17 protein-coding genes are annotated in these 17,297 nt (G+C 48.3%); 16 read left to right on the forward strand and 1 reads right to left on the reverse strand.

The features are described 5' to 3' along the window. Positions 1-6 precede the first annotated feature (6 nt). The gene (gene mobB / locus QFX30_RS02590) at positions 7-690 is read right to left on the reverse strand and encodes a molybdopterin-guanine dinucleotide biosynthesis protein B (protein ID WP_300487808.1); all 684 of its coding nucleotides are present in this window, start codon (positions 688-690) and stop codon (positions 7-9) included. Positions 691-762: 72 nt separating this feature from the next. Here mobB and fdhF point away from each other — a divergent pair, with 72 nt between their 5' ends. From fdhF to QFX30_RS02670, 16 genes are all read left to right on the forward strand, one after another. Continuing rightward, complete coding sequence (gene fdhF / locus QFX30_RS02595; protein WP_300487811.1) at positions 763-3,417, forward strand: formate dehydrogenase subunit alpha; 2,655 nt, start codon at positions 763-765, stop codon at positions 3,415-3,417. Positions 3,418-3,591: 174 nt separating this feature from the next. Further along, the gene (locus QFX30_RS02600) at positions 3,592-4,068 is read left to right on the forward strand and encodes a 4Fe-4S binding protein (protein ID WP_300487814.1); all 477 of its coding nucleotides are present in this window, start codon (positions 3,592-3,594) and stop codon (positions 4,066-4,068) included. After that, a complete protein-coding gene (gene fwdF, locus QFX30_RS02605; RefSeq protein ID WP_300487817.1) occupies positions 4,046-5,095 on the forward strand; it encodes a tungsten-dependent formylmethanofuran dehydrogenase subunit FwdF in 1,050 nt (349 codons plus the stop codon). Before QFX30_RS02600 ends, fwdF begins: the two co-directional genes overlap by 23 nt. A 14-nt stretch (positions 5,096-5,109) precedes the next feature. Then, positions 5,110-5,358, forward strand: coding sequence for a 4Fe-4S binding protein (locus QFX30_RS02610; protein ID WP_192961650.1), 249 nt, complete (start codon positions 5,110-5,112; stop codon positions 5,356-5,358). Continuing rightward, on the forward strand, positions 5,355-5,747 hold the full coding sequence (fwdD, locus tag QFX30_RS02615) for a tungsten-dependent formylmethanofuran dehydrogenase subunit FwdD (RefSeq protein ID WP_300487826.1): 393 nt from the start codon (positions 5,355-5,357) through the stop codon (positions 5,745-5,747). Before QFX30_RS02610 ends, fwdD begins: the two co-directional genes overlap by 4 nt. 22 nt (positions 5,748-5,769) lie before the next feature. After that, entirely contained in the window at positions 5,770-7,479 is a 1,710-nt protein-coding gene (gene fwdA, locus QFX30_RS02620; RefSeq protein ID WP_300487829.1) for a tungsten-dependent formylmethanofuran dehydrogenase subunit FwdA, read from the forward strand. Next, positions 7,476-8,288 carry a tungsten-dependent formylmethanofuran dehydrogenase subunit FwdC gene (gene fwdC, locus QFX30_RS02625; protein WP_300487832.1) on the forward strand — a complete coding sequence of 271 codons (813 nt, stop codon included), beginning with the start codon at positions 7,476-7,478 and terminating at the stop codon, positions 8,286-8,288. The genes fwdA and fwdC overlap by 4 nt, the downstream gene beginning before the upstream one ends. A gap of 12 nt (positions 8,289-8,300) precedes the next feature. Then, on the forward strand, positions 8,301-9,602 hold the full coding sequence (locus QFX30_RS02630) for a formylmethanofuran dehydrogenase subunit B (RefSeq protein WP_300488239.1): 1,302 nt from the start codon (positions 8,301-8,303) through the stop codon (positions 9,600-9,602). 244 nt (positions 9,603-9,846) lie between these two features. Next, positions 9,847-10,674: a nitrogenase iron protein gene (gene nifH, locus QFX30_RS02635; protein ID WP_300487834.1), complete on the forward strand. Its 828-nt coding sequence runs from the start codon at positions 9,847-9,849 to the stop codon at positions 10,672-10,674. 9 nt (positions 10,675-10,683) lie between these two features. After that, positions 10,684-11,001 carry a P-II family nitrogen regulator gene (locus QFX30_RS02640; RefSeq protein ID WP_300477458.1) on the forward strand — a complete coding sequence of 106 codons (318 nt, stop codon included), beginning with the start codon at positions 10,684-10,686 and terminating at the stop codon, positions 10,999-11,001. Positions 11,002-11,009: 8 nt separating this feature from the next. Then, positions 11,010-11,375 (forward strand): P-II family nitrogen regulator, encoded by a 366-nt coding sequence (locus QFX30_RS02645; RefSeq protein ID WP_300487837.1) that lies wholly within the window; start codon positions 11,010-11,012, stop codon positions 11,373-11,375. Positions 11,376-11,446: 71 nt separating this feature from the next. Next, complete coding sequence (locus QFX30_RS02650; protein ID WP_300487842.1) at positions 11,447-12,859, forward strand: nitrogenase subunit alpha; 1,413 nt, start codon at positions 11,447-11,449, stop codon at positions 12,857-12,859. Continuing rightward, positions 12,859-14,238, forward strand: coding sequence for a nitrogenase component 1 (locus QFX30_RS02655; protein WP_300487845.1), 1,380 nt, complete (start codon positions 12,859-12,861; stop codon positions 14,236-14,238). The genes QFX30_RS02650 and QFX30_RS02655 overlap by 1 nt, the downstream gene beginning before the upstream one ends. After that, entirely contained in the window at positions 14,207-15,649 is a 1,443-nt protein-coding gene (gene nifE / locus QFX30_RS02660) for a nitrogenase iron-molybdenum cofactor biosynthesis protein NifE (protein ID WP_300487848.1), read from the forward strand. The genes QFX30_RS02655 and nifE overlap by 32 nt, the downstream gene beginning before the upstream one ends. Further along, on the forward strand, positions 15,639-16,982 hold the full coding sequence (locus tag QFX30_RS02665; RefSeq protein ID WP_300487850.1) for a nitrogenase component 1: 1,344 nt from the start codon (positions 15,639-15,641) through the stop codon (positions 16,980-16,982). The genes nifE and QFX30_RS02665 overlap by 11 nt, the downstream gene beginning before the upstream one ends. After that, on the forward strand, positions 16,954-17,289 hold the full coding sequence (locus QFX30_RS02670) for a NifB/NifX family molybdenum-iron cluster-binding protein (RefSeq protein WP_300487853.1): 336 nt from the start codon (positions 16,954-16,956) through the stop codon (positions 17,287-17,289). Before QFX30_RS02665 ends, QFX30_RS02670 begins: the two co-directional genes overlap by 29 nt. The last annotated feature ends 8 nt before the right edge of the window (positions 17,290-17,297 follow it).

Genomic DNA, 17,297 nt, shown 5'->3' on the forward strand with positions numbered 1-17,297 from the left:
CCGATATTAATCTGGTCTTTTTATGATGAGATCAACCTTTTGATGTTTAAGGCTTTCTGTATCAAGGGCACCCACCATGCCGAGAACAGTACCTGCTATGAAGTTCTGGACGAAGGGGTTCAGGGGGACGGGTTTTCCATTCACCCTGAGGAGAACCCTATCAGGCTGGCTCTTACAGTTTGTATCATCTGCATCACCCTGAACCTTTGCCTTTGCAAACTCTCTGCATGATTCAAACCCGCACTTACCGCAGTTGAGGTCCTGAAGGAGGCCGTAGCTTCTTTTTTCTATGAGCTCAATCAGGTCATCCACTTCATCGATTTTGAATGGATCAACAACCTTCAAGGTGAATTCTCCTGGTGTAGATGTTGATATGTTGGCATACTCCATTGACTTGAAGCCCTCAACCACAAGGAAGTCGATGTCATCCAGCATCTCAAGGACACCCACAACCTCAGGGAGGTCCATTTCCCTGTCGATAAGGAAGAAGGTTTCCCTGCCAGTTCCTGCAACTATCTCTGCACCGGCCCTCCGGTGCCTGTCGGTGTCCTTGCCTGGAAAATCAAATCCCCCATGAGTATGCTTGAGGGTCGCGACCCGGTAACCCGCATCCACGAGTTTTCCGACGATTTTCTCAACCAGGACGGTTTTGCCGGTGTCCTTGGTGCCTGTCACCCCTACTATCCTCATACTTTCACCTCTTCATAAACTTTATTTTATGTGGGGATAAATTTTCAGTATAAAAAATTAGCTGAAGATAACATGAAGGGGACTGTAAAATTCAGGATCGATGGAAGGGAAGTTGAGGCAGCCAGGGGGATGACGGTCCTCGAGGCAGCCCTTGCAAACGGCATCTACATACCCAACCTCTGTTTCAGGGATGGACTTGAACCATTCGGGGGCTGCAGGCTGTGCCTGGTTGAAAACAGTGAGGGACGTCTGGTAACGGCATGCGAGACCCCCGCAGAGGATGGTGCTGAGTTCATATCAGAGTCTGAAAGGATAAACAGGATCAGGAGGACCACCTTATCCCTGATAATAGCTGAACACAGTAGGGATTGCCTTGCGTGCCCTGCATCAGGTGACTGCAGACTTCAGGAGGTCTCATCCTACCTCAACGTATCTGAAGAGGACCTTGAGAGGATGAGACCTGAGATTTCATGGATTGATGTGGATGAATCCAACCCGTTTTTCCTGAGAAACCATGATAAGTGCATCCTCTGCGGCATATGTGTCCGTATCTGCAGGGTAGTGGGTGCAGAGGCGGTTGATTTTGCATACAGGGGCCATGAGACAAGGATAGCCACCTTCATGGACAAGGATATACTTGATTCAAGCTGCGTCTCATGTGGTGAATGCGTAGAGGCATGCCCGGTGGGCGCCCTACTACCCAGGACTGAGAGGCCATCAACTGAGGTGAGGACTGTATGCCCCTACTGCGGCGTCGGCTGCGAGATCTACCTTGGGGTGAGGGGGAACCGGGTTGTGAGTTCAAGGGGCGCCCCTGACAGCCCTGTTAACAGGGGAAGGTTATGTGTGAAGGGGAGGTTCGCCCTTAAATTTGTAAACAGCCATGAAAGACTCAAAAAACCATTGATAAAGGTTGATGGAAGGTTTGTAGAGGTAGAATGGGATGAGGCCATCTCAGTTGTAGCTGAAAGGCTTTCTGAATATACTGGAGAAGAATTTGCGGCTGTTGCATCTGCCAAGTGCACCAATGAGGAGAACTATCTGCTGCAGAAGTTCACAAGGGCAGTTATGGGGTCAGGGAACATTGACCACTGCGCAAGGCTCTGCCATGCCCCATCACTTACAGCACTTAGAATGAGTCTGGGTAGCGGTGCAATGACCAACTCCATATCTGAACTGGAGGGTGCCAGTTGTATACTGGCGGTGGGGACCAACCCAACAGAGACGCACCCTGTAACCTCCTACAGCGTAATCAGTGCCGTGAGGTCTGGTGCAAAGCTGGTCGTGGTGGATCCAAGGAAAACACGGCTATCTGAACTTGCAGATATCCATCTTCAGAATAGACCGGGATCTGACATCCCGCTTTTAATGGCAATGTGCCGCTTCATACTGGAGGATGGTCTGCATGATGGTGAATTCATAGAGTCCCGCACAGAGAAATTTGAGGAGTTCAGGGATGCCGTCATGGCCCTGGATCTTGATGAGGTGGAGAGGGTAACCGGTGTTAAACTTGAGGACATAAGGAGAGCCGCAATAATGTACGCCTCGAATTCCCCTGCATCCATAATATATTCAATGGGCATCACACAGCACGTCAATGGGACGGGCAATGTGCTTGCACTGAGCAACCTGGCGCTTCTTACAGGCAACCTAGGTGTAAAATCAGGGGGTATCAACCCTCTGAGGGGCCAGAACAACGTTCAGGGGGCCTGTGATATGGGGGCGCTTCCCGACCTCCTCCCTGGCTATCAGGACCTTGGTGAGGCTGCAGAGAAATTCTCTGAGAAATGGGGTTCACCCATCCCCCCCGCGGGGATGACGCTTCCTGAAATGTTTGATGCCGCAAGAGACGGAAAAATCAGGTGCATGTACATAATGGGTGAGAACCCACTTATGAGCGAACCTGACATTGAAAAGACCAGGGAGGCCCTTGAGGGTCTTGAATTCCTTGTGGTACAGGATATATTCCTCACCGAGACAGCCGAACTTGCAGATGTGGTTCTGCCTGCAGCATCCTTTGCAGAGAAGGATGGCACATTCACCAACACCGAGAGAAGGGTTCAGCTTCTGAGAAAGGCACTGGATGCCCCGGGGGATGCGCTCCCTGACTGGCAGATAATCTCCATGATTGCAGGGAGGATGGGAAGGGAGGACTTTGATTATGAATCAGCGTCCAGGATATTCGATGAGATAAGGGAACTTGTACCATCATATGCTGGCATCTCCCACGAAAGGCTGAAATATGGCGGTATACAGTGGCCCTGCACATCAGAGGAGAATGAGGGAACAGGGTATCTTCACTCTGAAGAATTCCCAACACCCACAGGAAGGGCATCGTTCCTGCTGCCTGATTACCAGTTCAGGGATGTCTCGGAGGAGTATCCGCTGGTCCTTGTAACGGGGCGGAACCTCTACCAGTACCACACAAGGTCCATGACCTCAAGGGTGAGGGAACTGGAATCGTTCTCAGACCATGATGAGCTTCTCATGAACCCCGATGATGCCGCCTCTCTGGGTATAAGGGATGGGGATACCGTTGAGGTCACATCAGAGAGTGGCTCCCTCAGGATGAGGGCAAGGGTTACAGATGAGGTTATGGGAGGTGTGGTCTTCATGACATTTCACTTTGCAGATGCCCCCGCAAATGTCCTTACGGGCGGAGACTGGGACCCTCTTTCAGGGATGCCTGAACTCAAGTTCACTCCGGTCAAGGTGTCTCGCGTCTAGCTAAAGATAAGATGTGTGCCACCAGCACACTCATTTATACATTTTCTCTATTGCTGACTTGACCAGGGATGTGTACTAACAACACACTAATATATATATTTTTCTATTTGTTTTTTGTAGAAAATTATTATATACCTAGCGGTTAAATGTGTGATTAACACACATGGTGACCCTATGCCGAAACATATAGTTTCTGGACTCAAATACATAGCAGCTGTAAACCTAACAAAACAGGGCCATTCACAGAGAGAGATAGCCAAAGCTCTGAAGATAAACAGATCAACTGTTTCTCACTACCTCAACGGGCGAAACCTCTCATGGAGGTCAATAGAAATTGCACGGATAATAACAGAGATGTGTCCAAGGGATTTCCTTCTTCTCACCCACTCCCTTACACAGAGCACGGAGATGACAAGGACGATAGTGAAGACATGCCAGCAGAGGAAATTCCAGGGAAACGTCAGGAACTCATGTATTGGGTGCGGGCTATGTGTGGACACATGCCTCATGAAGGCCATAACCCTCCGAGACCTCAAGGCACATGTGGATTCCGAATGGTGCTGCGGGTGTCTCATCTGTGTTGATATGTGTCCAACTGATTCTATAGAAATAAAGGAGGTAGAAATTGATGGAAACGACCGAAGTAATTGAAGGTAAGAATATTACCGTGGAGCGGACCGGCGAAGAAAACAGAAAATTGACCTTCCAGGATTGTCTCTGCGCTGTTTGCGGACTGTGTGGCGAGATATGCCCGGTCAATGCAATTGAGGTTAACCCAACAGGTGCAATGGTCAGAACAGAACAGGATGAACCCAAGATACTAATTGATGAAAACAAATGTGTCCTCTGCGGTATGTGCAGCTCAATCTGCCCATTCCAAGCTCTTGACCTTCAGATTGACGGAACATCAATAAAAGACCTTGCAGAATATCCTAAAATACTCAAATCAGCCGAGATAGATGATGAAACATGCATACAGTGCAAGGCATGTGAAACAGCGTGTCCACAGGACGCCATAACCATAACAAGAGAACTCCCAGAAAGGAAGGACCTAATAACAGGTGAAATCGAAATAGACAAGGACACCTGCATCTACTGTGGTATGTGCGAGGAAATGTGTCCTGTTGACGCCATAGAGATAGAACACCAGATACCAAGTTCAGCAAGCCCAACCGTAGCAACTGACATTAACGTGGACGAGGACAAATGTGTCCACTGCGGAATATGTAAGAGGATCTGCCCTGTTGACGCCATAATGGAGGTCTGCAGAATTTGTCCATACGGCGAATACGAGATAAAGGTTCCTGAGGTTACAGGAACATCCTACATCGACCCTGAGCTCTGTGTAAACTGTGGCTGGTGCCAGGAGATCTGCCCTGTCGATGCTGCAACAGTGACGAAGCCATTCGAGGGAGAACTGATAATTGACCAGGATACATGCCAGGCCTGTGAAACCTGTGTGATGGTATGTCCATGCAACGTTCTCTCATTCCCGAAACCAGAGAAACCCGGTGAAAAACCAACCAAACTCTACAAGGACGAAAGGTTCTGCATATACTGCGGAGCATGTGAAAGATCATGCCCTGTGAACGCCATAGAGGTTAAGAGGAGCAAAATAAATACAACTCCAATCAAATCAAAGGCATGGAAAAACGCCTTTGAATCACTACTCAAATAAATGGAGGTAATCAGATGGCAATTGGACTTAAGGCATACCCTGAACTCTGCCATGGATGCGGAAACTGCGTAATCGCATGTCCCGTAAATGCCCTCAGAAGCCCGGAAGTCGCCGGTGGAAAGGGCCCAACAGATGATGTTGAGATCATCATGATAGTTGAGGACGGGGTTGTAAACATAAAAAACCCTGAACTGTGCGGAAAATGTGGCACATGTGTCGAGAGCTGCCCTGTGGATGCAATAAGACTGGAGGAATTAGAATGATGGTCATACTCAACACAGGAAGGACAATATGGCAGGGACAGGCCATAGAATCAGGTAAGGATCTTAAAATGTACGTGGACGCAGCTGCAATAATTCAGATGAACCCGGACATGATGAAGCAGCTGGGAATAAGCGAAGGAGACAACGTTAAGGTCATATCACAGTATGGTGATGTGGTTGTAAAGGCTGTTGAAGCAAAGGAACCACTACCAGATGGAATGGTCTACATACCAATGGGTCCATGGGCCAACAGGGTCATAAGACCAGATACGGATTCAACAGCAACACCCAGCTTTAAGAACATACCGGTGGAGATCATACCCACCGATGAAGAGGTTCCTGACATGCCCACCCTCATGAAGGTCTACGGTAAAGTAGGTCAGATTTAATTAGTTCAGCGGGAGGATTCAAATGGAATACATAATCAAAAACGGATTTGTTTACTGTCCTCTTAACAACGTCGATGGAGAAAAAATGGACATCTGCGTCAGGGATGGTAAAATAGTTGAGAGCGTCAGTGACTCCGCCAAGGTCATTGATGCATCTGGAAAAATGGTGATGCCTGGAGGTGTCGACCCACACTCCCACATAGCCGGTGCAAAGGTCAACGTGGGAAGGATGTACAGGCCAGAAGACAGCCGAAGGGACGCTGAAAAGTTCAAGTCAGGAAGGGCCGGAAGCGGTTTCTCAGTACCATCAACCTTCATGACAGGTTACAGGTACGCCCAGATGGGTTACACCACCGCCATGGAGGCTGCCATGCCACCACTCCTTGCAAGGCACACCCATGAGGAGTTCCACGACACACCCATAATAGACCACGCAGCATACCCACTCTTCGGTAACAACTGGTTCGTGATGGAGTACCTCAAGGATGGAGACGTGGATGGATGCGCAGCCTACGCATCATGGCTCCTCAAAGCAACTAAGGGTTACACAATAAAGATAGTTAACCCGGCAGGTACAGAGGCCTGGGGATGGGGTGGAAACGTCCACGGCATCCATGACCCTGCACCATACTTCGACATAACACCTGCAGAAATCATAAAGGGACTCGCAGAGGTCAACGAGAAACTCCAGCTACCACACTCAATACACCTCCACTGTAACGACCTGGGACACCCAGGAAACTACGAGACAACCCTGGCATCCTTTGACGTGCCAAAGAACATTAAACCAAACCCTGCAACAGGTGAAAGGGATACAGTTCTATACGCCACACACGTACAGTTCCACAGCTACGGTGGAACCACCTGGAGGGATTTCGTATCCGAGGCACCAAAGATCGCAGACTACGTCAACAAAAACGACCACATAGTCATAGACGTTGGTCAGATAACCCTCGATGAGACCACAACAATGACAGCGGACGGTCCAATGGAATACGACCTCCACTCACTCAACGGCCTCAAATGGGCAAACTGTGACGTGGAACTCGAAACAGGTTCAGGTGTAGTCCCATTCATATACTCAGCAAGGGCACCAGTCCCCGCTGTCCAGTGGGCAATAGGTATGGAGTTATTCCTGCTCATCGATGACCCAGGAAAGGTCTGTCTCACAACAGACAGCCCAAACGCCGGACCATTCACAAGGTACCCAAGGGTCATAGCCTGGCTCATGAGCAACAAGTACAGGATGAACCTCATCGAGGGAGAACTCCACAAATGGGCCCAGAGGAAGAGTACCATAGCAACAGTTGACAGGGAATACACATTCTCAGAGATAGCCCAGATCACAAGGGCAACATCAGCAAAGGTCCTGGGTCTCAGCGAAACCAAGGGCCACCTTGGAGTCGGTGCAGATGCAGACATCGCAGTATACGACATCAACCCTGAAACAGTCGACCCATCAGCCGATTACATGGCAATTGAGGAAGGATTCTCAAGGGCAGCATACGTCCTCAAGGACGGCGAAATAGTGGTTAAGGACGGAGAGGTAGTGGCCTCACCACACGGAAGAACCTACTGGGTTGACACCCAGGTTGATGAGTCAATCTACAGTGAGGTCCTTGCCAATGTGGAGAGCAAATTCAAACAGTACTACTCTGTCAACTTTGCAAACTACCCTGTGCAGGACGATTACCTGCCAAAATCCGCTCCAGTTAAAGGGGTGATGCTATGAGTGAAATAATATTAACTCCAAAGGAACAGCCCGAAGTGCCACTGGAGGCACCCAACATCAAACCCGATGTATTCGCAGGAAAGTCAATAGACGAGATCAAAAACATCCAGATAATGCACGGTAACGAGGTCGTTAAACTCGGAGACTTCTTCGACGTCAGCGGAGAACCAGCAGAGTCTGCAGCAGATATCAAAATCATCATCGACGGTGATGTATACAACACCAAGAGGATAGGGCAGGAGATGACAGCCGGCGAAATCCTGGTAAAGGGTAACGTGAACATGTACGTTGGAGCCGGTATGAAGGGCGGTAAGATCACAGTGGAAGGCAACGCAGCATCATGGGCCGGACAGGACATGAGGGGAGGAGAACTCGAAATCCTCGGAGACGCGGCCGACTATGTTGGATCATCCTACCGTGGTGACTGGAGAGGCATGAGTGGCGGCGTAATAACCGTCCATGGAAACGCCGGAAACGAGATCGGAGAGTACATGAACGGCGGTAAGATCATCATCAAGGGCGACGTCAACATAATGCCAGGAATACACATGAACAACGGTCTCATAATCATCGAGGGCAACGCCGTTGCAAGGGTAGGCGGCGAAATGGCCGGCGGAACAATAATCGTAAAGGGAATGATACAGGAATTCCTACCAGGATTCAAGTACCTTGGTGTTGAAAAGGACATAGAGGTTAACGGGGAAACCTTCCCCGGAGCATACTACAAGTTTGAAGGAGATCACGCAATTAAGGGAGCTAAGGGTATAGTCTATGCGGCTGTCGGATGCAACGGCCACATAGAACCCTAACTGGAGGTAATTATCATGGAATACGTGAAAAATGTGGTCTGCCCCTTCTGCGGAACCCTCTGTGATGACATCATCTGTAAGGTTGAGGACAACGAGATTGTCGGGACCATCAACGCATGCAGGATAGGTCACAGCAAGTTCGTGCATGCAGAGGGTGCAGTGAGGTACAAAAAGCCACTCATAAGGAAGAATGGCGAATTCGTTGAGGTAAGCTACGATGAGGCCATAGACAAGGCCGCAAAGATCCTTGCAGAATCAAAGAGACCACTCATGTACGGGTGGAGCTGTACAGAGTGTGAAGCACAGGCCGTTGGAATGGAACTTGCGGAGGAGGCAGGTGCAGTAATAGATAACACAGCCTCAGTCTGCCACGGACCATCAGTACTTGCACTCCAGGACGTGGGATACCCCATATGTACCTTCGGTGAGGTCAAGAACAGGGCCGACGTTGTGGTCTACTGGGGATGCAACCCCATGCACGCCCACCCAAGGCACCTATCAAGGAACGTATTTGCCCGTGGATTCTTCAGGGAAAGGGGAAGATCAGACAGGACACTCATAGTGGTTGACCCAAGGAAAACAGACACAGCAAAACTTGCAGACATACACCTTCAGCTGGACTTTGACCATGACTATGAACTTTTAGATGCAATGAGGGCATACCTCCTTGGAAACGAGATCCTCTACGATGAGGTTGCAGGTGTACCAAGGGAGCAGATCGAGGAGGCCGTTGAGGTCCTCAAGAAGGCCCAGTTCGGTATACTCTTCTTCGGTATGGGTATAACCCACAGCCGTGGTAAGCACAGGAACATTGACACGGCCATTATGATGGTCGAGGACCTCAATGACTATGCAAAATGGACCCTCATACCCATGAGGGGACACTACAACGTTACAGGTTTCAACCAGGTCTGCACATGGGAGAGCGGATATCCATACTGTGTTGACTTCTCAGGTGGGGAGCCAAGATACAATCCTGGTGAGACCGGGGCAAACGACCTTCTCCAGAATAAGGAGGCCGATGCAATGATGGTCATAGCCTCCGACCCCGGCGCCCACTTCCCACAGAGGGCACTTGAGAGGATGGCTGAGATACCTGTCATTGCAATCGAGCCCCACAGGACACCCACAACCGAGATGGCTGATATCATAATTCCACCGGCCATCGTGGGCATGGAGGCTGAGGGTACAGCCTACCGTATGGAGGGTGTCCCCATAAGGATGAAGAAGGTTGTTGACTCAGACCTCCTCTCAGACAGGGAGATCCTGGAGAGACTCCTTGAAAAGGTAAGAGAATACAAGGCCTCAAAGTAATTCAGGCCTTTAATTTTCCTATTTATTTTAAAATTTTTGATTTGGTTGCTGTTCATTTTTATGGATACTTAAAGTACATTGAAATATTTCACCAGTTCTGTTTTTGATTTGGTTTCTGTTCATGTTTAGGATAGCTGAGCGCATAATTTTCACCCATGCACCAAAAAATTTAAATAGGGTATCCTCCAATAATAGAAGTGTCGGAAGAAGGAAGCATACTTCCGACTGAGATGGTGGTTGGTGTATGGTACGTAAAATTGCAATATATGGTAAAGGTGGGATCGGAAAATCCACAACACAGCAGAACACTGCAGCGGCAATGAGTTACTTCCATGGAAAGAACGTCATGATCCATGGATGCGACCCCAAGGCAGACAGTACACGCCTGATACTGGGTGGTAAAATGCAGACAACACTGATGGACACCCTGCGTGAACTTGGGGAGAGTGCATGCACACCAGACAAGGTTATAGAAACAGGATTTGGAGGTATAAAATGTGTTGAATCAGGAGGACCAGAACCAGGTGTTGGATGCGCAGGCAGGGGTGTCATAACCGCCATAACCCTCATGGAGAGACATGGGGTATATGAAAATGACCTGGACTTTGTATTCTTTGATGTTCTGGGGGATGTGGTATGCGGAGGCTTTGCAATGCCAGTAAGAGACGGAAAGGCAGAGGAAATATACATTGTGGCATCAGGTGAGATGATGGCACTCTATGCAGCCAACAACATCTGCAAGGGCATGGTGAAATATGCCAGACAGAGCGGAGTCAGACTTGGAGGGATAATATGCAACAGCAGAAACGTTGACGGCGAAAGGGAACTCCTTGAAGAATTCTGTGATAGAATAGGGACACAGATGATACACTTCGTGCCAAGGGACAACATTGTACAGAAGGCAGAATTCAACAAGAAATCTGTCATAGAATTCGACCCTGAATGCAACCAGTCACAGGAATACCGGGAACTCGCAAGAAAAATAATTGAAAACAAGGATTTCGTGATACCAGAACCCATGACAATGGATGAAATGGAGGACCTCGTTATAAAATACGGGGTTCTGGACTAGGTGTTAAAAATGAAGATGATAAGGGCAATAATAAGGCCAGAAAAGTCCGAAGAGGTGGCTGATGCTCTGGATGATGCAGGGTTCCCGGCCCTCACAAAGATGGAGGTTATAGGGAGGGGTAAGCAGAAGGGCATTCGCTTTGATGAAATCTACTATGATGAGATACCCAAGACCATGCTGCTCATCGTTGTGGACGATGCTGATGCAGAGAAGGTGGTCTCGGTTATCAGTGAAAGCGGATACACAGGCAAAATTGGGGATGGTAAAATATTCATAAGCCCAGTGGAAAACGCCTACACCGTCAGAACAAGAGAAGAAGGCCTTTAGGTGTCTGAATGAAGGAAATAATCGCCATAATAAGACCAAAAAGCATGAAGAAGACCAGGGATGTTCTTGAATCCCTGGGATTCCCCTCATTCAACGCCACCAGAGTCCTCGGGAGGGGCAAGCAGAGGGCAATAATTGATGAGGTCACCATCCCCTCCCCCCCTGCTGAGGTTCAGGAGGAGAGGGGAACAATGAGGTACATTCCCAAGAGGATGATCCAGATAACCGTGGAGGATCCTGACGTCCAGCTGGTTGTGGAGGCCATAATGAAGGTCAACCACACAGGAAAAATTGGGGACGGAAAGATCTTTGTATGCCCGGTTGACGATGCAGTGAGGATAAGGACTGGTGATAGAGGGACTGAAGCGCTTTAAAACTGTATCCTGAGTTAATGAGCGGATAAAGTGCTGCTTTAGTTATTTCATAAATCAAAGGATGATTGAAAATGCCATTTGAACTGTTTGATGTCGATGCTGAAATACCAGATAGAAAAAAGCACATCTATGTAAAGAATGAGGCGGATCCCCAGGAGGACATACCCGCATGTAACACGACAACGATCCCCGGCTGCATGACAGAAAGGGGATGCGCATTTGCAGGTGCAAAGGGTGTGATAACAGGGGCAATAAAGGATGCGCTTCATGTTATCCATTCACCTGTTGGATGCACAGCATATGGCTACGGTACAAAGAGATACCCCACATCACAGGAAATGCCTGATGGAAGCATGTTCCCAATAGAAAACTTCAACCTCAAATACATAACCGGCACGGATCTAAGTGAGTCTGATGTGGTGTTTGGTGGTATGGACAAACTCAAAAGGTGCATCCTGGAGGCGGTCAGGGAATTTCCAGAGGCAAATGCAGTTTACACCTACGCCACATGCACAACAGGTCTCATAGGGGACGATATTGATGCAATCTCAAGGGAGGTCTCAGAGGAGATTGGTAAGGATGTTGTTGCAATAAACGCTCCGGGCTTTGCGGGTCCAACACAGTCAAAGGGTCATCAGGTTGCAAACTACACACTCTTTGAGAAGCTGGTGGGAACCGCGGAGCCCCCGAGAACCACAGAATACGACGTGAACCTCATAGGGGAGTACAATATCGATGGGGACCTGTGGGTCCTGAAAAAATACTTTGAGGAGATGGGGATAAACGTCCTGAGCACATTCACAGGGGACTGTTGCCATGATGAGATAAAGTGGATGCACAGGGCAAAGCTGAGTCTGGTCAGATGTCAGAGGTCAGCAACCTACATTGCAAAGCTCCTTGAGGAGAGATATGGTGTCCCCTACATGAAGGTTGACTTCTTTGGAATGGAATACTGCAGAAAAAACCTCATGGCAATAGGGGAGTATTTCGGAATACCAGAGAAGGCAGAGAGGGTGATAGAGGACAGAATGGAAAAAATAGGTCCAGAGATTCAGTATTTCAGGGATAAACTCAGGGGTAAAAGGGTCTGGGTTTTCTCAGGAGGCCCGAAAAACTGGCATCTTCCCAGACCACTCGAGGACGAACTTGGAATGGAAGTGGTTGCAGTTTCAACAATGTTCGAACACGAAGACGGCTACGAGAAGATCAAGAAAAGGGTCCGGGAGGGCACAGTGATAGTGGACGACCCCAACTCACTGGAACTCGAGGAGATCATCGAGAAATACAGGCCAGACATCATTCTATCAGGAATAAAGGAAAAATACCTCGCCCATAAACTTGGAGTGCCCTGTATACTCATCCACTCATATGAAAACGGACCATACATAGGCTTTGAGGGATTCCTTAATCTGGCGAGGGACATGTATGCGGCAATATACAATCCCGTATGGGATCTGCTTGAATTCGAGGAGGATGTTAACTGATGCCAGAAATAAACGTGATGGAGAGGGGAAGGGAACTTGTGATAAACCCCCTCGTGACCTGCCAGCCATTCGGTGCAATGTTCGCAACCATGGGTATAAGGAGGGGGCTGCCCCTGGTTCACGGCTCCCAGGGCTGCAGCACCTTTGTGAGATACGGGCTTAACAGACACTTCAGAGAACCCGCAGAGATAGCCGTCACATCGCTTCATGAGGACGCTGCCGTATTCGGAGGTAGAAGTAACATAATAAACGGTGTTAAAAACCTTGTGAAGAGATTCAGACCCGACCTTGTGGGAATTGTAACCACCTGCTCAAGTGAAATAATAGGGGATGACGTGGATGGTTTCATGAGGGTCGCTGAGACTGAACTGAGAGATGAACTTGGAGACAGGTTCCAGACAAAACTGGTCCACATATCAACACCCAGCTTCGTTGAAAACCACTTCAGGGGATACGGAAATGCCATAAAATCATTCATAGAGACCCTCGCCAGGGAGGATGGAGACTGTAACCATAGGCTCAACGTGATACCTGGTATAGTTAACCCTGGCGACATAAGGGAGATAAAACACATCCTGGGCCTTATGGGCATTGACCATATCATACTCACTGATACCTCAGACCCCTTTGATTCCCCACTCAGACCATCAAAAACAGAGAAGATGCCATTCTACCCCCCTGGAGGAACACAAGTTTCTGAAATAGAGGACTCATCAAACAGTATTGGAACAGTGACCATGACCATGTATGGTGATGAAGCAGTGAATACACTTGAAAAGCGATTCGGGGTACCGGGTGAGTACTCCATACCAGTGGGGGTCCGCAATACAGATGAATTTGTCCGCACGGTAGCCAGGATTTCAGAGAGTGATGTGAATGATGAACTCCTCGATGAAAGAGGCATCCTGATTGACTCAATGGCGGACCTCAGTTCAAGGTACCTCTCTGGAAGAACAGCCGCGGTCTACGGGGACCCTGACATGGTTGCGGGAATATCAAGGTTCCTCTGTGAACTTGGGATGGTTCCACTCCACACTTGCACAGGAACAGATAACCAACTATTCCTTGATAGGATGAAGACAGTGGCATCTGAGGCAGGTGAAAGGATAAATGTCATGATAAAATCAGATCTCAGGGCACTTGAGGCGAAACTCGCAGAGGAACCCGTTGACCTCATGATAGGAAACTCCGATGGTAGACTCATAGCACGTGACCTTGGAATACCCCTGGTGAGGGTTGGCTTCCCTGTATATGACAGGGTGGGCTATCAGAGGGTGCCCATCATAGGTTACAGGGGGGCAGTGAATCTCATAAACAGAATAACAAACACAGTACTCAGGGAATACTATGAACCACAGCACTGGAAACTGCAGCAGTAAAGAGAATTTTTCAACGGCCACCGCAGGAGATTTAAAGGTTGAGGAGGTCCCTGAAGCGATTATAGAGACACTCTCCCCCAGAAAAGAACACTTCACAAGGAGCTGCAGTGGGTCAGGGCCACGCTGTAATCGCGAATCACTTCCAGGCATGGTAACCCAGAGGTCATGTGTTTATGGGGGGGCGAGGGTTGTCCTCATGCCCATAACGGATGCAGCCCACCTTGTGCATGGACCTGTGGGGTGCGCGGCATGCACCTGGGACATCAGGGGAAGCAGAAGCTCAGGGTCTGAACTCTACAGGATGGGATTCTCAACTGGTCTTGAGGAAAAGGATGTGGTGTTTGGGGGGGAGGATAAACTCCTTGAATGTATACTGGAGATAAGTGAAATCCACTCCCCCTCAGCCATATTCGTCTACTCCACATGTGTTTCAGGCGTTATAGGGGACGACATAGCGGCTGTATGCAGAACAGCAGAAAACAAAACAGGAAGATGGGTAATACCGGTGCAGTCTGAAGGATTCAGAAGCTTCAACAAGTCACTCGGCCACCAGCTAGCCTGCGATGTTATTCTCAGACACATAATAGGGCGTGGAGATGCTGAAGTCAGGGAAAACTCGGTTAACCTTGTGGGTGAGTTCAATGTTGCAGGGGACCTGTGGGAGATAAAGGGTCTACTTGAGAAAATGGGTATTCACGTGGTTTCATCCATAACCGGTGACTCAACAGTGGCTGAAATCTCAGAAGCCCACACAGCGCAGCTTAACATTGTACAGTGCAGCAAGTCATCAGGTTACATTGCAGAGGAGATGAAGAGGAAATACGGGATACCCTACATAAATGTCAATTTTTTTGGCATAAAAGAGACCATGGATTCTCTCCTATCAATTTCAGATTTCTTTGGTCTCAGCGCTGAAAAATGGATCAGTTCAATGGCAGAAAAAACATATAGAATCATCAGGGGCTACAGGAGAGTCCTTGAGGGTAAAAAGGTGGCAATATACGTGGGCGGTAACAAGGCATGGTCCCTTATAAGGGCATTTGGGGACCTTGGAATGGAGGTGATAATGAGCGGAACCCAGAATGGGCTCCCTGAAGACTACCTGAAGATAATGGAGAAGTCAGGAAGGGAACTGATACTCTTTGATGATGCAAATCCAGTTGAACTTTCAGAACTGCTGCGAAAGTACAGGCCTGATCTGCTTATTTCAGGGGCCAAGGAAAAATATCTCTCCTATAAGCTTGGAATACCCTTCTGTGAATTTAACCATGACAGGATAAAACCATTCTCAGGCTTTGGAGGATTCCTGAATTTTGCTGAGGTGGTTAAAAGAACGCTGGAAAGTCCCATATGGACTATTGCCAGCAAAAAAAGGTTATCGGAACCAGGAGGTATGTCCAGTGGAGCATAGAAGCACCATAATGAATCCTGGAATCATCTGTCAGCCCCTGGGTGCTGTCATGGCGTTTCTGGGCATCAGGGGCTCAATGCCACTCATACATGGTTCACAGGGCTGCAGCACATATATGAGGTTTCAGCTCACAAGACACTTCAGAGAACCTGTGAATATAGCCTCAAGTTCCCTGAGTGAAGCTACAGTTGTATATGGTGGAGAAGAAAACCTTTTAAGGGCCCTGAAGACGGTTGAAGAACAGTACAGCCCTGAAGTTATAGGTGTAATTTCAGGTTGCCTCTCAGAGACAATAGGAGATGACATTGATAGAATAGTGGATAAACACAGGGGAAGAGGAGAGTCTGAGATTATAACGGTTTCATCACCTGGCTTCAGAGGTTCACACGTGGATGGATATGAGGCCGCTGTTAAATCCATTCTCAGATCACTTGTCAGGGATCATGCTGAACCTGTTGATAGGATAAACATCATAAATGGTATCATGAGCCCTGCAGACACCTCAGAGATAAAGAATATTCTTGAAGGAATCGGAGTGGATTTTCTCATGATAACCGATAACTCTGAGTCCCTTGATGAACCATTTGATGGTGACCCGTATTTTATAACACGTCACGGAACATCCATCCATGAAATAGCTGGTGCAGGTAGCTCCATGGCCACCCTTAACCTTGGGGGGTACGGTGGAGGGGAGTTCCTGGAAAAGAAATACGGGGTTAAAAACATTGAACTCCAGATCCCTGCAGGCCTTGAAGGTACAGATAAATTTTTAGGGGTCCTCCTGGATCTTTTCAATTCAGATATTTCCCGTTCCATCAGGAGGGAGCGGGGTAGACTGATGGATGCAATGATAGATTCCCATCAGTACACCTCAGGAAGGAGAGTGGCCATATTTGCAGACCCAGCATATGCTGTTGCATTAACATCGCTGGTACTTGAGATGGGAATGCGACCATATGTTTTCACAGGTTCCAGGAGCAGATACTTCCATGAAAAAATCAGCCAGCTTCAAAGAAAATGGGGATTTCGATTCCCGGCAGAAAGTGGAGTGGACATATATGGCTTAAAGGAGAATCTTGCTGGTAGAGAGGTCGATGTCCTTATAGGAAACTCCCACTGCGCAAGGGTCGCCAGGGAACTTGGAATACCACTCTTGAGGATGGGATTCCCGGTTTACGATAGGGTTGGGTCACAGAGAATAAGAATAGCAGGCTATGGCGGGGGGATATCCTTTGTTGACTCCCTTACAAACCTGATACTTGAGAGCCACTATGATGAGGGATATGAGATCGATGGTGATGCATGTGATAAGGATAGCTGTTGCATCGGATGACGGTAGATACGTTAACAGACACTTCGCAGATGCAGATGCCTTCATAGTTTTTGAGAGGATTGATAGTGAAATCAAATTTTCTGAAATAAGAAAGGTGGATGGAGGGAAAATAGAGAGGCACGATGATAGATGGAGGCGGGTCCTGGACCTTATTGACGACTGTGAAATCGTAATATGCAGAAGGATAGGGGAAAAACCCCTTGAGGAGGCTAAAAGGAGGGGTGTTATAGTCTTTGAATCAGATGATGGAATAGCTGCGGCAATATTGAAATCACTCACGGAACTGAACATATCCTGCAGAGTATAACGGGTCTC

Source organism: Methanothermobacter sp., assembly GCF_030055435.1.
Classification (GTDB): Archaea; Methanobacteriota; Methanobacteria; order Methanobacteriales; family Methanothermobacteraceae; genus Methanothermobacter.

What these genes read in the sequence shown, in the direction of transcription:
- mobB (WP_300487808.1), bottom strand. Translation starts at nt 690, where the DNA reads ATGAGGATAGTAGGGGTGACAGGCACCAAGGACACCGGCAAAACCGTC.
- fdhF (WP_300487811.1), top strand. Translation starts at nt 763, where the DNA reads ATGAAGGGGACTGTAAAATTCAGGATCGATGGAAGGGAAGTTGAGGCA.
- QFX30_RS02600 (WP_300487814.1), top strand. Translation starts at nt 3,592, where the DNA reads ATGCCGAAACATATAGTTTCTGGACTCAAATACATAGCAGCTGTAAAC.
- fwdF (WP_300487817.1), top strand. Translation starts at nt 4,046, where the DNA reads ATGGAAACGACCGAAGTAATTGAAGGTAAGAATATTACCGTGGAGCGG.
- QFX30_RS02610 (WP_192961650.1), top strand. Translation starts at nt 5,110, where the DNA reads ATGGCAATTGGACTTAAGGCATACCCTGAACTCTGCCATGGATGCGGA.
- fwdD (WP_300487826.1), top strand. Translation starts at nt 5,355, where the DNA reads ATGATGGTCATACTCAACACAGGAAGGACAATATGGCAGGGACAGGCC.
- fwdA (WP_300487829.1), top strand. Translation starts at nt 5,770, where the DNA reads ATGGAATACATAATCAAAAACGGATTTGTTTACTGTCCTCTTAACAAC.
- fwdC (WP_300487832.1), top strand. Translation starts at nt 7,476, where the DNA reads ATGAGTGAAATAATATTAACTCCAAAGGAACAGCCCGAAGTGCCACTG.
- nifH (WP_300487834.1), top strand. Translation starts at nt 9,847, where the DNA reads ATGGTACGTAAAATTGCAATATATGGTAAAGGTGGGATCGGAAAATCC.
- QFX30_RS02640 (WP_300477458.1), top strand. Translation starts at nt 10,684, where the DNA reads ATGAAGATGATAAGGGCAATAATAAGGCCAGAAAAGTCCGAAGAGGTG.
- QFX30_RS02645 (WP_300487837.1), top strand. Translation starts at nt 11,010, where the DNA reads ATGAAGGAAATAATCGCCATAATAAGACCAAAAAGCATGAAGAAGACC.
- QFX30_RS02650 (WP_300487842.1), top strand. Translation starts at nt 11,447, where the DNA reads ATGCCATTTGAACTGTTTGATGTCGATGCTGAAATACCAGATAGAAAA.
- QFX30_RS02655 (WP_300487845.1), top strand. Translation starts at nt 12,859, where the DNA reads ATGCCAGAAATAAACGTGATGGAGAGGGGAAGGGAACTTGTGATAAAC.
- nifE (WP_300487848.1), top strand. Translation starts at nt 14,207, where the DNA reads ATGAACCACAGCACTGGAAACTGCAGCAGTAAAGAGAATTTTTCAACG.